The organism is Nitrospirota bacterium (genome assembly GCA_020846775.1).
In the GTDB taxonomy this organism is placed as follows: domain Bacteria; phylum Nitrospirota; class 9FT-COMBO-42-15; order HDB-SIOI813; family HDB-SIOI813; genus RBG-16-43-11.
The window spans coordinates 1-14588 of the sequence record JADLDG010000089.1; the positions used below are offsets into that span (position 1 = coordinate 1).

At 44.8% G+C, this 14588-nt stretch carries 10 protein-coding genes and 1 pseudogene; 3 read left to right on the forward strand and 8 right to left on the reverse strand.

Annotation, left to right across the window (positions count from 1 at the left end; all coding sequences use genetic code 11):
* Positions 1-163, reverse strand: a pseudogene (locus IT392_10615) (DUF488 family protein).
* A complete protein-coding gene (locus IT392_10620) occupies positions 160-1101 on the reverse strand; it encodes a glutathione S-transferase family protein (protein ID MCC6544931.1) in 942 nt (313 codons plus the stop codon). The pseudogene IT392_10615 and the gene IT392_10620 overlap by 4 nt, the downstream one beginning before the upstream one ends.
* A gap of 257 nt (positions 1102-1358) precedes the next feature.
* On the opposite strand from IT392_10620, the gene IT392_10625 reads away from it, so the two are divergent.
* From IT392_10625 to IT392_10635, 3 genes are read left to right on the forward strand one after another with little or no spacing between them, the layout of a single operon-like run.
* Positions 1359-1856 carry a DUF192 domain-containing protein gene (locus IT392_10625; protein MCC6544932.1) on the forward strand — a complete coding sequence of 166 codons (498 nt, stop codon included), beginning with the start codon at positions 1359-1361 and terminating at the stop codon, positions 1854-1856.
* Between the two features lie 14 nt (positions 1857-1870).
* Entirely contained in the window at positions 1871-3121 is a 1251-nt protein-coding gene (locus IT392_10630; protein ID MCC6544933.1) for an Nramp family divalent metal transporter, read from the forward strand.
* A gap of 1 nt (position 3122) precedes the next feature.
* Positions 3123-3533 (forward strand): universal stress protein, encoded by a 411-nt coding sequence (locus IT392_10635; GenBank protein MCC6544934.1) that lies wholly within the window; start codon positions 3123-3125, stop codon positions 3531-3533.
* 45 nt (positions 3534-3578) lie between these two features.
* Here the strand turns inward: IT392_10635 and IT392_10640 are convergent, their stop codons facing one another.
* From IT392_10640 to IT392_10665, 6 genes are all read right to left on the reverse strand, one after another.
* Positions 3579-5162 carry a GMC family oxidoreductase gene (locus IT392_10640; protein MCC6544935.1) on the reverse strand — a complete coding sequence of 528 codons (1584 nt, stop codon included), beginning with the start codon at positions 5160-5162 and terminating at the stop codon, positions 3579-3581.
* A 16-nt stretch (positions 5163-5178) separates the two neighbouring features.
* Complete coding sequence (locus IT392_10645; GenBank protein MCC6544936.1) at positions 5179-5757, reverse strand: hypothetical protein; 579 nt, start codon at positions 5755-5757, stop codon at positions 5179-5181.
* A 104-nt stretch (positions 5758-5861) separates the two neighbouring features.
* Positions 5862-6044, reverse strand: coding sequence for a PEP-CTERM sorting domain-containing protein (locus IT392_10650; GenBank protein ID MCC6544937.1), 183 nt, complete (start codon positions 6042-6044; stop codon positions 5862-5864).
* Between the two features lie 253 nt (positions 6045-6297).
* Positions 6298-7953, reverse strand: a complete 1656-nt coding sequence (locus IT392_10655; GenBank protein MCC6544938.1) for an alpha-D-glucose phosphate-specific phosphoglucomutase — start codon at positions 7951-7953, stop codon at positions 6298-6300.
* A 43-nt stretch (positions 7954-7996) separates the two neighbouring features.
* Positions 7997-10735 (reverse strand): outer membrane protein assembly factor BamA, encoded by a 2739-nt coding sequence (gene bamA / locus IT392_10660; protein ID MCC6544939.1) that lies wholly within the window; start codon positions 10733-10735, stop codon positions 7997-7999.
* Position 10736: 1 nt separating this feature from the next.
* Positions 10737-14489 carry a translocation/assembly module TamB domain-containing protein gene (locus tag IT392_10665; protein ID MCC6544940.1) on the reverse strand — a complete coding sequence of 1251 codons (3753 nt, stop codon included), beginning with the start codon at positions 14487-14489 and terminating at the stop codon, positions 10737-10739.
* Positions 14490-14588: the final 99 nt, after the last annotated feature.

Below are 14588 nucleotides of genomic sequence, written 5' to 3' on the forward strand. Positions count from 1 at the left end.
ATACCAGCGACGAAGTTCATTGGAAGGTGCTGCATCTTTAATCCAAAGGTCAACTTTCGCATCCTTTTTGGACAGCCCCCTGGGCCAAAGCCTGTCAACTAAAAATCCTGAGTCCATCTTTTGGACCAGATTTGTCATACACGCGTTTAATCTGGATGTTCATGGCTCAAACGTGAGAGTATCACGACCGTGTGGATAATCTAAATCAAGTTCAGGACCGAGAGGGACTATCCCGGTGGGATTGATATCTGTATGGGTGATGTAATAGTGTCGTTTGATATGGTCGAGATTAACGGTCTCTGCGATTCCGTCGTGCTGATACAGCTCACGTAAGTATCCATACAGGTTTGGATAATCTACGATCCTGCGTATGTTACACTTAAAATGGGAGTAATAGACCGCATCAAATCGTATCAGTGTCACAAACAGCCGCCAGTCAGCCTCAGTAATCTGATTGCCCACCAGGTATCTGCTTGCAGCGAGGCGTTCATCTATGGAGTCGAGCGCCTTAAACAGTGCCCGGACTGCCTGTTCGTAGGCACCCTGCGTGGTCGCAAAGCCGGCCTGATATACACCGTCATTAATATTTGAATAAACAATGTCGTTGATCTCATCAATCTCTTCACGAAGCGGCTCAGGGTAGTAATCAAAATTGCAACCGGTAAATGAGTTGAATTCACTGTTTAACATACGCATGATGTCATCATCAGCATTTGAGACGATCCGGCCCGTCTCCTTATCCCAGAGGACCGGAACCGTGACCCTTGCGTTAAAGTCAGGATCCGATGCCTTATATGCCTCACTGAGAAACTGAAAGCCGTTTACCGGGTCCTCACTGTACCCCGGACCTTTTCGAAACGCCCATCCACGCTCATCACGAATAGGATCTACAACTGTCATGCCGATGATATCTTCAAGCCTTTTTAACTTTCGCATAATAATGGTGCGATGAGCCCAGGGACAGGCAAGAGAAACATAGAGGTGATAACGGCCCGATTCAGCCGGATAACCGCTTGAGCCATCGTGTGTCACCCAGCCCCTGAACTGGTCTTCCTGTCTGACAAATTCTCCCTGATTATTCTGTTCCTTGGGAAACATCATTGGCCTATCCTCCTTGCTGCACGCAGGGGTTAGTTTTAAGAAAAGTATGGACGCTTTATAAAACTTATAGAATATTATAACATCATTTTGATCTTGCGGAAACCACAAACCTTCCGTGACATTTTTTATAACATAATGGCTTGATCCGGAAATCCATGATAAAAAAAGGATACTGCCTTTACTCATTCCTTATCCTGCAAAAGATATGGAGGCCTTTGATGATAGAGCAGATGGTCAGGGAATGACTCCCAGCGTAATTGACAACAAAGTTTGACTCTCTTATGATTACCGGTATGAGGCTTCGGTGGGTCTTGTGGATGCTTATCATCTTCTGGTCATTATCGAAATATGGTACTTCCGGAGAAGCCTCCACCCTGATCTCGGTTCAACTGCCTTCCGGCAGGTTAATAACTGCGGAAGAGGCCATAACACACGAACAACAGATGGAAGGAATGATGTATCGTCAACACCTTGAGGAAGACCGCGGAATGCTGTTCATATATCCCCAGGACGGGATCCATGGTATCTGGATGAAGAACTGCCTGATTTCACTGGACATTCTCTGGCTGGACAGTAACTACCGTATTATCTATGTGAAGGAACGCGTCCCTCCATGCCGTTCTGAGCCCTGTCCGACATACAAACCGCCGCTAAACTCCAGGTATGTGCTTGAAGTCCACGAAGGACTCGCGGAAAAGGAGCGCCTGAGACCGGGATCACAACTCCTCCTGACAACCTCCGGTCTGACGCTATAACCGGAGAAGAATATATGAGAATTTTGTCAGCATCCAGAAAAGGTTTCCCCCTCAAGACGCTTCTCAGCTTTCTTGGACCTGGTTTCCTTGTCACTGTCGGGTTTATAGATCCCGGCAACTGGGCTACCAATATTGAGGGTGGATCAAAGTTCGGATATGAACTTCTCTGGGTCATCACGCTCAGTACGATCATGCTGATCGTGATACAGAACATGGCCGCCAAGCTCGGTATTGCCACAGGAAAATCTCTTGCAGTCAACATCCGGGAGAGATTCTCTCTTCCGGTCTCGGCATTCCTCGGGCTGACGATTGTTCTGGCCTGTTTCGCAACCGATGTGGCGGAATTACTGGGAGGGGCAATCGGATTTAATCTCCTCTTCGGCATGCCTCTTTGGTCGGGTGCACTACTCACAGTGCTCTTTGAAGTGTTTCTTATTGTCAGCCAAAGATATCATCGTGTAGAGGCGATCATCATGATCTTTCTTGGAATCATCGGTCTGTGCTACCTCGTGGAAATTCTTATCGTTAATCCCGACTGGTCCGAACTGGCATCGTCAATGGTCGTTCCCAATATCAACAGAAGCAGCATTTACGTGGCCATGGCCATACTTGGAGCGGTTGTGATGCCTCACAATATCTTCCTTCATTCCAACGTCATTCACAGCCGGAATTGGGGTATTTCAGAGAGCGAAAAAATGTCACTCCTGCGCTACGAGAAGATAGACACGCTTACTGCCATGCTCTTAGGCTGGGTGGTGAACTCAGCGATGATCATCGTGGCGGCCTCCGTCTTCTTCCGCCATCATATCCTGGTTGACAGCATTGAGCAGGCATCGGAAACACTGAAGCCTCTGGCCGGGCCTCTTGCCGGTTTCCTGTTCGCCCTCGCCCTTGTATTCGCGGGAATCGGCTCATCAGTGACGTCGTCCATGGCAGAGGTCAATGTTATCACCGGGTTCCTGGGAAAACCGGAAGATCCACGGACCCTGCTCTACAGAGTTTCCGTTTTTGTAACGGCCATACCATCATTTATAATCATTCTTTTCGCCATGGACACGTTTCGCATTCTGATCTTCAGTCAGGTTGTACTGAGCATTCAGCTACCCTTCACACTGATTCCACTTCTAATTTTGTGCCGCGATCACAGCCGCATGGGCCTCTTTAAAAGCAGCACACTGGAGTTCGCTGCCGCCGTGACCATCTCCAGTGTCGTAATTGTCCTGAACATCTACCTGTTTTATTCAACAATCGCAGGAGGAGGATGATATGCAGGCATACAGGAAGATCCTGGTCGCGATGGACTGCTCACCCGTTGACGATGCCATAATCGAGCATGTGTCGGCCCTGGCGCTTCAGAACAACGCTCAGGTCTATCTTTTACATGTTGTTCACTCTCACACACTCGACCAGGACCGTGCGTTGCGTGAACTGACTGAAGCATCCTTGAAATCCCACCGCGATGTGTTGCAGGCCAGGAATATCGAAACCTATATCATTATCAGAAGCGGAGAACCGGATAAAGAGATACTGAAGGAGATCGAGGAAAAAGATTATGATCTAGTGGCAATGGCCACCCATGGTCATTCTTTCATAGGCGACATTCTGTTCGGAAGTGTTTCCCGGACTCTCAAACACAAGATCAGCATACCTCTGCTTCTGATAGGCCCCTCACGTTGAAGGGCAGCACTAAGATAACATAAAATCTGAAACAAAGGGTTCAATTTATACTGTCCTCCCTGACCGCTGTAGTGAGGCAATATGCTCCGACGTCTTGATCGCTAATGCAGCAATAGTTAGAGTAGGGGGCGATGCGCTCGATGTGACAAAAGCCCCGCTGCCAACCAGATAGAGATTTCGGATATCATGTGCACAAAGATTTTCGTCTACAACACTTGAGCCGGAATCCTTGCCCATCCTGTGAGTTCCTATCTGATGTGAAGCATACCTAAGGGTGCCGGTCTCAATGTCGGAGGCTCCTGCAGATTGCAGGATTGTCTTTGCTGCCACTGCGGCATCTTTTAATGCCCCGCGTTCATATTCCCCTAAGCCGCAATAAATTTTGGGAACCGGATTCCCAAAATAATCTTTTTTCGAAGTGTCCAGGGAAATAGAATTATTTTTATCAGGTAATTGTTCACAATAGACTCGAACACCTAATGTATGACCAAACTCCTCCCGCACATGTCTTTCCAGAGTCTTTCCCCATTTTTCAGATGAAAGTGCAATCTCTTCAGGCTTATGGCCGGCAGAATTCAAAAATTCGAGAAAATATGCCCCCTTTGCCGCCCGGTCACGATCTATGGCAAACTGCCGTGTCATCGCCGTTGAAAATCCAACACGATATGGATAGACCTTCTCTATCACACGGCCAGTCACGTCTATCGCAGGGTGAGACATAAAATAATTACCAACCAGGCCACTTCTATTGGCTAGTCCATCCGGAAAACTTATTGATGCAGATAGCAATAGAAGTCGTGGTGTTTCAACAGCTCCGGCAGCAATAACAACAATTGGTGAGGATAAACGATGTTCAATCCTGTCGTGTCCAGCATAGATAATTCCGCTTACCTTTTCCGAATGATCAGTCTCTAACCTTAACACAGTAGAATCCATTAATACATTCACATTCCCGGTTTCTACAGCCTTTTTCATGTGCGTAATATCAATACTCGCCTTGGCTCCAATGGGGCAGACATGGCATGTCCCGCAGGTCTGGCACTGGGGTCGTTTATCGTAAGCTGTTGAGTTTCGTGCCTGCGGCAGATGGTGCAGGGCAATGCCGAGTTTGTTACACCCCCTGGAAAAATATCCGTCAGAATAGCTGAATTCAAAAGGAGGAAGCGGAAATGGTGTACTCCTGAACGAACTCCATGGGTCATCTGGAGTCCCTGCCACACCTAATGCAATCTCTGCCTTCCCATAATACGACTCAATGATCTCATAGGATATTGGCCAATCCTCTGAAATACCGTAAAGACTGAACATGCGAAAATCATTTTCATGCAGGCGAAGGGTGTACCCTTCCCAATGGAGGGTGCTTCCACCTACACCCCTTGCACGATTCCACTCGAGATGATAAGGGAAACCTCCCCCTGTGCTGTAGAGGTCCAATCCTGGAAGTTTTGTTTGCCAGGGATTTTCGCCCCTCAGAAATCTATACATGTATTCAAATCGCTGCTCAATGGGATGAACAGGACCTGACTCTATCACAGCAACTTTAATCCCACGCCGGGCAAGTTCCCATGCCATAATTCCACCTGCTGCACCGGCACCAATAATACAGACATCAGGATTTTCCAATTTCATAATAAACTTCTTGTGATTACACTTCTGAATGAGTATATCTGAACTGGCTGCTGCATCTCCCGGGGAATGTCTTATATCCGACTATAGCCCAACCAGCAGGAGAGCTATAAAACCCTTTTATTATATCAGGGACAACATATGTCCGTATAGTCAGATCCTGACGTCGAAAAAGGTTAAGATACTCCCAGCCCTTAACATGATGAGAGTTCAGATGATTGGATATGACAACTGTAACACGATCATTCAGGTCTAACGTGGAGAAATTGGAATTTGCAAGACGATTTAAGAGATTCGCCGTTCTGCGATAGATTGAAAGATAACCAGGTGTGTTTTGTGTTCTGTAATCTATATGTTCTATAAAATATTTTCTCTCTTCTTCCGTCAGGCTCTTTTCCTTGACCAAAACTTCACCAAAAGCAATAATTGTTTCCTTTTCCCTGATTGACAAAACTCCGGTTTGTGAGGAGGCCTTGAGTCGGGGCTTAACAATGCGTAAGATGTGATATCTCCCCCACTCAGAACGCCAGAGGACAGTCGTATAAACTGATACAATGACAAACAATAGTATCACCTTTAACAGTCTGCGTCTTGTCATAGATTTATAGTGTTACAACGGAAAAAAAGGTTTTTTTGAATTACAAAAAATTAAAGGGGTAAGGTCTCTAACCTTGCCCCTTTAAAAAATGTGATGGGTATGTCCTATCTCTTTTTCCACCGCCACAAGACTACTCCACCTATTGATGCAGCCCCTGAAGCCAGTAATAAAAGTGAGCTGGGCTCAGGCACCTGCGTAACAGGCGGGAGAGGAGGAGTTCCTCCAGCAGCGACATTCGCGGTAACAAACAGGACCATAACGATTACACCTGTTAATATATTCCTCATCGATTTCTCTCCTTTCTGTAAAATTAGATGATAATAACATTTAGTTAGCAAATTCCTTGCCATCAATATAACCCATTGTTTTTTAATAGAATTAAAATTATCCATCTAAGTTTGTGTTAAATTTTATTTCACTATTTGAGTTATTTTAGAGGTGGAGAAAGAATGATTGAATTCATAATCACACAATTTACTTATATATCAATAAGTTACCTCACTTAAACAACTGTCAAATTTTTCGTCACTTTGTTAGCTGTCATAAAACTCCTGCGGTCTTGAATGTGTTACGGATGATCTCCTCTGCCTCAACCTGGATCTCCCTGAGGTGTTCTTTTCCCCTGAAACTCTCTGCATAGACCTTGTAGATATCCTCTGTCCCTGAGGGCCTTGCGGCAAACCATCCATTTTCTGTAACGACCTTTAGACCGCCGATAGGCGCCCCATTTCCCGGGGCCGTCGTGAATGTTGAAATGATCTTTTCTCCCGCCAGTAAAGTTGTGGTAATCTGATCAGGTGAGAGCCTTTCAAGAATCTTCTTTTGTTCTCTGGATGAAGCAACATCAATTCTCTCATAGACAGGATCTCCAAACATCTCTGTCAGATCATGATAATGTTCCCCCGGATCGCGGCCCGTCCTTGCCGTCATCTCTGCAGCAAGCAGATCCATAATAAACCCGTCCTTATCCGTGGTCCAGACGGTTCCATCCTTCCTCAGAAAAGATGCCCCTGCACTCTCCTCACCGCCAAACCCGCAGGAACCATCAATAAGCCCTTCAACAAACCACTTGAATCCAACAGGTACTTCTGAAAGCCTTCTTCCCAGGTGTTTTGCTACCCTGTCTATCATGCTGCTGCTGACGAGGGTTTTTCCAACGGCGGCATCACTCCTCCACCCATTCCTGTTCTGGAACAGATACCAGATGGCAACTAACAGATAGTGATTCGGATTCATCAGTCCTGCACCAGGGGTAACAATCCCGTGACGGTCAAAGTCCGGGTCATTACCAAAGGCTATGTCATATTGATCCCTGAGGTTGATAAGGCTGACCATGGCGTAGGGAGAGGAGCAGTCCATTCTGATCCTGCCGTCTTTATCAACAGTCATAAATCGGAACGTAGGATCCGCATACTGGTTTTTAACCTCAATATTCAGGCCATATCTCTCTGCTATAGGTTCCCAGAATGCCAGTCCTGCCCCTCCCATGGCATCGGCTCCGAGCCTGAGCCTGGCAGAGCTGATGATGTCCATGTCTATGATATTTTCAAGGTCTTCTACATATGATTTGATATAATCATGTTCACGCGTAGTATCTGCCTTGATCGCCCTTTCATATGGGATCCTTTTTACACCACTGTTACTATTTCTAAGCAGATCATTGGCCATACCTTCTATCCACCGTGTAATACCTGTGTCCGCAGGTCCGCCATTTGGCGGGTTATATTTGATGCCGCCGCTTTCAGGGGGATTATGAGAGGGCGTAATGACGATGCCATCGGCCAGGCCGGACTTTCTTTCACGGTTGTATGTCAGGATGGCATGGGAGATTACAGGTGTCGGCGTATAACCCCGCCCCTTCTGGATCAGTACGTTGATCCCATTGGCTGACAGGACTTCCAGTGCCGTAACATAGGCCGGTTCCGACAGTGCATGTGTATCCATGCCAAGAAATAGCGGGCCGTCAATACCATTCTCTTTACGGTAATGGATAACGGACTGCGTTATAGCAAGGATATGATCCTCGTTAAAACCTTTTTGCAAGGAAACGCCCCGGTGTCCTGAGGTGCCAAATGCGACACACTGGGCCGGATCCGACACATCCGGATGCCTCGTAAAGTATGAGGTGATCAGCTCCGGGACGTTGATCAGTATAGATTGCGGGGCAGGTTTCCCTGCTAAAGGATGTAAGGTCATGGTATCATTCTCCTGGTTAGGATTAATTAGATTAATTAGGAATCTAAAAAGCATGCCCCAGCGTAAAATGTGGTGTACAGGTATCCTCTCCCTTTTCCCGGTCCAGCTTGCAACCTACATCAAGTCTTAGAGGACCAACCGGGGTATTATAACGAATCCCTGCACCTGAGGTTGCCCTGATCTCAGACATATCAAACTCATCCACATTTCTCCAGACGTTGCCTCCATCAATAAAGACTACCATCCCGATACCTCTAAAGAGAGGAAACCTGAGCTCACCATTAAGTACAAGCATCATATTCCCTCCTGTTGGCGTCCACGATTTACCATCATATGTTATCGTCTTCCCTGGAATGCCAGCCTTGTCCTGATCATATCCGCGTATCGTACTTCGACCCCCGACAAAGTACCTTTCAAATATTGGCACTTCATTTGATTCACCAAAGTTCCATGCCACTCCGCCGCGGACTGATAATGCGGCAACAAGCTTACTTATTGGTGAGAAATAATGACTGTCCTGAACCGTTATCTTGGCAAACTGTGGTCTCGATCCAAGAATCTTGGCAGCCTCACGGAATGAAATACTAAATAGAGAGCCCTTAGACGGATTAAACGGATCATCCCGTCTGTCAATGATTACGGAGGGGTTGATTGTTGATATTTCAACCTTTCCAGTGTCTTCCGGTGTCAGAATGGCCTCCGACTGGACATCAGAGAGTTTCACATCCTCATACTGGTATATTAATGACCCTGTTATACGATCACTGATTTTTTTATCTAATCCGACAGAGAAACCGAGTGTCCTTCTGTTAAAACTACTTTTATTTTCAGCCAAGTCAACTAAATTAAGCCTGCCGTCCATCTTATAACCAAGTACCCACGGTTCTTTATAGTTGATGCTATATTTTTGTTCTATTGAACTACCCTCTGCGCGTAACGATATCTGACGGCCTGTCCCGAATAGATTTTTATACCCGCCCTCGATCATTCCCCTTATCCTTTCCACATCTCCATAACCTATTCCAAACTCTACCCGTCCGGGATAACCCTCTTCTATACTGACAGATATTTTTTTCTTCTCTTCCTTTATATCAGGGTTCAGAATGTCAACCTTAGCATTCTTAAATATACCCAGATTCTGCAATTGTCTCTGACTTCGGAATATTTTCTCATAGCTGAACAGGTCATCCTCCTTAATAAGCAATTCCCGCCTGATCACCCTTTCCTTTGTAAACGAGTTGCCTGTCAAACTTATTTCCCCTATGTAAACAGGATTATTTTCACGTATTATATAATCAACTACAGCAGTAGTATTATCATCATTAAATGTGGTTTTTTGCTCTACGGATACATATATATAACCCTTCCTGAGGTAAAACGACTGTATATTGTATATGTCATCTACTATCTGTGATTCGTTATACGGCTTTCCAACCCTTGACTTACTACTGATAAGAATCTCCTCCCTGCTGAATGAATTATTGCCTTCAAGACGGATCTGTGATAACAGGGTCTGCGGACCTTCATCAACATTGATATCAACGCTGACGGCTTGAGCTTCTTCTATATATAAGACCTCATGAGTTATCCTGACAGCAAGAAAGCCGTTGCTCCTGTAGAGACTCGCTATGCCCCTCAATCCCTCCTTCAGGACATCATCATTTAAAAATCCCCCTTCTTTAATATCAACATATTCCTTGAGTGTTTCGTCCTTAAAAAAAGAATTTCCAATAAAACTGATATTCTTTATAGTGATTGACTTACCTTCCTTAATGATAAAGACGATACGTATATTTCTGTCATCCGGTTTCTCAACTTTGTATGAGACTGACACAAAGTAATACCCTTTTTTCTGATAAAATTCTGTAATATGATCAGCAGATTCATCAATAACGGAGCTGTCATATGCCCTTTCTTTCCATATCAGAAGCTCCTTCGTAAGGGCAGCCGGGCTAACAGCATTTGCACCCTCAAATTTAATCTCTATATGAGGACCGGCATCTATTGGGAGATTAACAGAGACCTCCTCCCTGACCCTGTCATAAATCAATTCCGGTGCATTGACAAGCGCTTTAATATAGCCTTTCTTATAATAATAGTTGGTAATAGCCTTTATACCCGAAAACATATCTCTTTCATTATAATAATCGTTCCTGCCTGTTCTGAGAAGTGATCTTAGTTTTTCGTCATCAAAGACCTTATAGCCAGAAAACGTTATATCTGAAATCCGGGCCCTCCCTTTTTCCTCTATATTAATCTCTATGTCCGACTTCTTAGAGTCACCCTCGGGATTAGTGAGTATAACTAACGATACATTAAAAAATCCGGCCTCTTTATATAACTTGATGATATTCTCTTTTGATACTGTAATCTTCTCATCCGATAACTCCCCTCCTTTATTAAGCGTAATAGCCGCCTTAATCTTCTTTGCTGAAAAATATTTATTACCTTTTATTTTGATGTCAGCTATCTTCATCTTTTCAACAAAGTGGAACCTGAGACCAACTCCGTCTCCTTCCTGCACGGCCTCTGCACTAACATCTTTAAAGATTCCTTTCCTGTAATAATGGATGATACAATCTCTTACCTGAGGGAGCGAAAGCAACTCACCTGTCTTGATATTGCACTCCTCTTCTACATCTTTGCCTGTTATGCCGGTATCAGTAAACGTAGTTATAGATGATACCGGCCTGCCGGCAAATGTACTCAGACTATCCTGAGCATATGAGCATTGAGCAGTTAATAAAATAGCAGCAAGAAATAATGAATATATGAAATACATATCATTTGAACTCAAACCTGAACTTGATATCCCCGCTCACTCTTCCAAGCTCATCCCTCTCACCAACAAGGAAAACATTCCTGCTGAGAAGGTACTCGAGCTTAATGAGCTCTTCTACAGTAGTAAGACCTGTGGTATATGTAACATAGAGCCTGTCATCCATTAATCTCTTGCCGACAGTAAGCCTTGCGCCTGCTGATGACGTTGAATTCGAATAGTAAGGGTCTACCTGAAACCTGTCAACCTTTATAAAATCACTTAAAGTCTCTTCCAGTTTTTCCTGAATCGGCGCCGCAAGAAATGCTGTTGCCTCAAAAGCGCCCACTTCAGCCAGTGTATCGGATGCCTCTGAGGCCGTCTGACCTGTTGTCAGAAGTGCAAGAATATCAGTCTCGCTCAGAGAAGGGTCAGAACTGAGTGAAAGATCAACTCTGTCAGTTGTTCCGGAAAGCCTCATGTCTATCAAGTATCCTCTAACCTCTGTTGACGCGTGGAGATCAATTACAGGATTGATGCTATCCGGACTGACAAAGTCCAGGGAAGCAGAAATCACCTTAAAATCATTTCTGTTGAATATAAATGTCCCGTCAAGTGCCTCCATCCTCCCAAAAAGCAGCGGGTGATCTATGGTCCCCTTCAGGATGAGATCAACCTCATAGGGAAGTTTGGCAATGTTATTATTTATCCAGAGGTCCTTCTTTCCGGTAATATATATATTAATATCTGTGTTTCCTATAAAGGGCAGGGGTTGTTCGTTATTTGCCTTCTTTTTCCGGAGTTCAAAGATAAGCGATCGGATGCTTATGTTTCTTTCATAGGAAGCCTTTTCCAGGTTTATCTCACCCTTCAGTCCCTTTGACTCCGGTGTCCCCTGAAAAACAAGCGTTCCGTCAATCTTCGTTGTAAGTCCTTCCGGATACCTGAAAATGGCATCAGCTATCTCCAGGACGAACCCGAACTCTTTTACAACGAAGTCCTCTGTAGTTACCTTGCCTGTGACATTGACAGTGCCGCCGCCAAGGCGGCCGCTCATTGATTCAAGCACAATTTCACGTCCATTAAAAAATAGCGACAACTCTGCTCCTTCCAGTGTCTGCTTTAATGTATTGCTCCTGAGGGTACCATCCTTTATAACAAGTCCGCCCTGAATCGCGGGGTTCTTTAAGTCACCGCTCATCAAAAATGCAATGAACATCTTTCCCCTGCTGTATTTGATCTCAGGGGTAAAGAGTGATAGTAGTCTCAGATCAGCCTCGCCATTTGTGAAGACATTAGACTCTCCATGCAGAGAGATAGTGCCTATCATACCAAGTGATGTCCCTTCTCCCTTAAACCTGACGATATCAAGTGACAACCTGCCTTCCTGAATACTGAATTGTAAATCTCCATCGTTTTCTACGCTATATTCGCCATAATTAGCTGTAAATTCTGAAATCAGGGCCTTTGCATCTAATGTCTTCAAATCAGATAGAAGGCCTTTTAATGTAAACTCCCCTGTCACAGTAGCCGTAATATCGCGTGCCAGCGATGGTTTAAAAAGCAGGAGGAATGTATTCAGGCTGCTATTCTTAATTTGTGCAAATATCTCAAACGGTGCATCCCTGTTCCACCCCACGGTACCCTTATAATCTATATCCATAAGTTTTCCGCTGAGCTTCAGTTCATCCCCTGATTTTGACACCGTCAGCTGCGTTTGACCAGTGTCTGTTCCGTTAATCATAAGATGCGGGACATTAATCACAGCCTCCAAAACAGGAGCACTCAACTTACCGCTTCCCTTTACACTAAATGTCCCTGCACCACTCACGGAAGAAAAGGTACTCTTTAGTATTTCCCAATTCTGCAGGTTAAACTGCTGAGAATCCAGTTCTGCATGAAAAGTCCCCTTTGACTCTCCGCTGTATTCTATCCAGCCGCTTCCAACTACAGACTCATCACTGCGCTCCACCTTTACTTTGTCAAAAATTACCCTCTCCGTTGTGAGCGATACAGCCACATGACCGCTGTCGAACTTCTGTCCGTATACTGAAAAAGTTGAAACATTCATATCTGCACTTCCGGAGAAATCATGTGCTTCTCCGGCAAATTTTATCCTGCCGCTTGCCTTCATATCTACCGGTATTTCTTTATAGAATATAGCGCTAATATCCTTAGGGATTCCCAGCGTTATGTCGCCCCCCAGGTCGAAATACGGGTCTTTAAAACCTGGTGACCGGAACTTGATAGTGCCGGTCACGCTGTAAACAGCATCCATCTTTCTGAAGACCACCGGCTTCAGTGTCAGATTGCCTCCTGATAAAGAAATATCTGCTGTAATTGAATCAAAGGCTACCCCGTTTACGATACCTTCAGGCATAGTAATAATGCCACTCACCACAGGTTTCTCCATGTTTCCTGAAACATCACCGCTTAGAGATGCAGGTCCGTGCAGGGGAAAGTAGGGTATATGGAGATAACTTGCTATGTCTCTTAATCCTCCTGTAAAGCCGGCACTCAGGTTAAGCCCTTTGTTTAACTGCCCTGAAACAGAGAGATCCTGACTTTCATCTTTATATGTAAGCCACCCTCTGGCTTCAATCTCATCCATGTCATGTCCACTGCCATTGACCGATATCTCTGCATTCACCGTGCCCTTCTCATCTATAGACGCAGTAACACCTGGCAGATAGCGGGACAAAGGCGCATATGGTTCTACAGCCTTTCCTTTTATATTTACCGTATACGATGGTGTTCCATCTGATTGCCTGATACTTATGTTTCCATCTATATCACCTCCAAGGACATGACCTTTAAGACCTGAAAGTGATAAAAGATCATCTTCCCATAATAGCCTTCCCCTGACCTTACCATATTTAACACCATCGTATGCAACCTCCTCCGCGTCAACAGTCCCTTCTACTGCAGGCTGCGGCAGCATTCCTCTAATGCCTCCCTTAAATGTTACTTTGCCGATTAAGTCTTTTTTGCCTGGGATGTCAGAGGCTATATCTTTCAGTAATATGGACATGTTCCCCGTAAGTTCCACATAGTCATCCCCCCTGATATATCCTTCGCCGTAAACATTTGATCCGCCTGCCGAAGAGATGTTAATCTTCCTGATTTTAACCCTTTCTAATTTCTTCTCTTTTGCCACAAAGACAAGGACCCCCTTAACATTGAGTTTTTTTTTGGATATATATGGGTCCCTATAATCACCTGTAGCTGAGAGGTCCGTAGTGACTTCCTTCCTGACCAGGTCAGGATATACGAATCCCTCAGAGTTCGTCAGTAAGACATCTCTCTCTTTTAGCTGATCATCAATCCTTATACGTCCCTTTACCACCTGGATTTTTTCAATCTTCACGACCCATCCGGTCTTTGGTGTGTCAGGAAAGAGGCCTGCAATGTTCATACTGCCGTCAGGATATCTTCTTATGGTAAGGGACGGCTCAACCAACCTGATATTTCCGATGTGTACTCTTTTACTTAGTAAATTGGCAAGACTGAGATAGACCCTGGTCTCTTTAGCTGTCAGCAGAACCTTGCCATCGTCTTTCTCTGTCATATATGTATTATTAAGGTTCCAGTAAAAGGGGAACAGGTTTATCTGACTGTCAGAAAATGTAATTCTCCGACCTATGGAATCTTCAACTATATGTAAGACCTTTTGTTCAATTATACGCGTGAGGTATTCACGTTCCAGATAAATTGACGCAGAAATTATGAGGAGGGAGAAAACAATAATGGAGAAAACAATCACATACTTACTTTTCAACCGCTCTCCTATATCAGTAACTCTGTTTCTATATCATCCTTCTTAGGGAACAAGCAGGATGCTGAAACAAGTTCAGCATGACAGGTGTGCTTTTTTATG

What these genes read in the sequence shown, in the direction of transcription:
- IT392_10635 (MCC6544934.1), top strand. Translation starts at nt 3,123, where the DNA reads ATGCAGGCATACAGGAAGATCCTGGTCGCGATGGACTGCTCACCCGTT.
- bamA (MCC6544939.1), bottom strand. Translation starts at nt 10,735, where the DNA reads ATGTATTTCATATATTCATTATTTCTTGCTGCTATTTTATTAACTGCT.
- IT392_10630 (MCC6544933.1), top strand. Translation starts at nt 1,871, where the DNA reads ATGAGAATTTTGTCAGCATCCAGAAAAGGTTTCCCCCTCAAGACGCTT.
- IT392_10645 (MCC6544936.1), bottom strand. Translation starts at nt 5,757, where the DNA reads ATGACAAGACGCAGACTGTTAAAGGTGATACTATTGTTTGTCATTGTA.
- IT392_10620 (MCC6544931.1), bottom strand. Translation starts at nt 1,101, where the DNA reads ATGATGTTTCCCAAGGAACAGAATAATCAGGGAGAATTTGTCAGACAG.
- IT392_10640 (MCC6544935.1), bottom strand. Translation starts at nt 5,162, where the DNA reads ATGAAATTGGAAAATCCTGATGTCTGTATTATTGGTGCCGGTGCAGCA.
- IT392_10650 (MCC6544937.1), bottom strand. Translation starts at nt 6,044, where the DNA reads ATGAGGAATATATTAACAGGTGTAATCGTTATGGTCCTGTTTGTTACC.
- IT392_10655 (MCC6544938.1), bottom strand. Translation starts at nt 7,953, where the DNA reads ATGACCTTACATCCTTTAGCAGGGAAACCTGCCCCGCAATCTATACTG.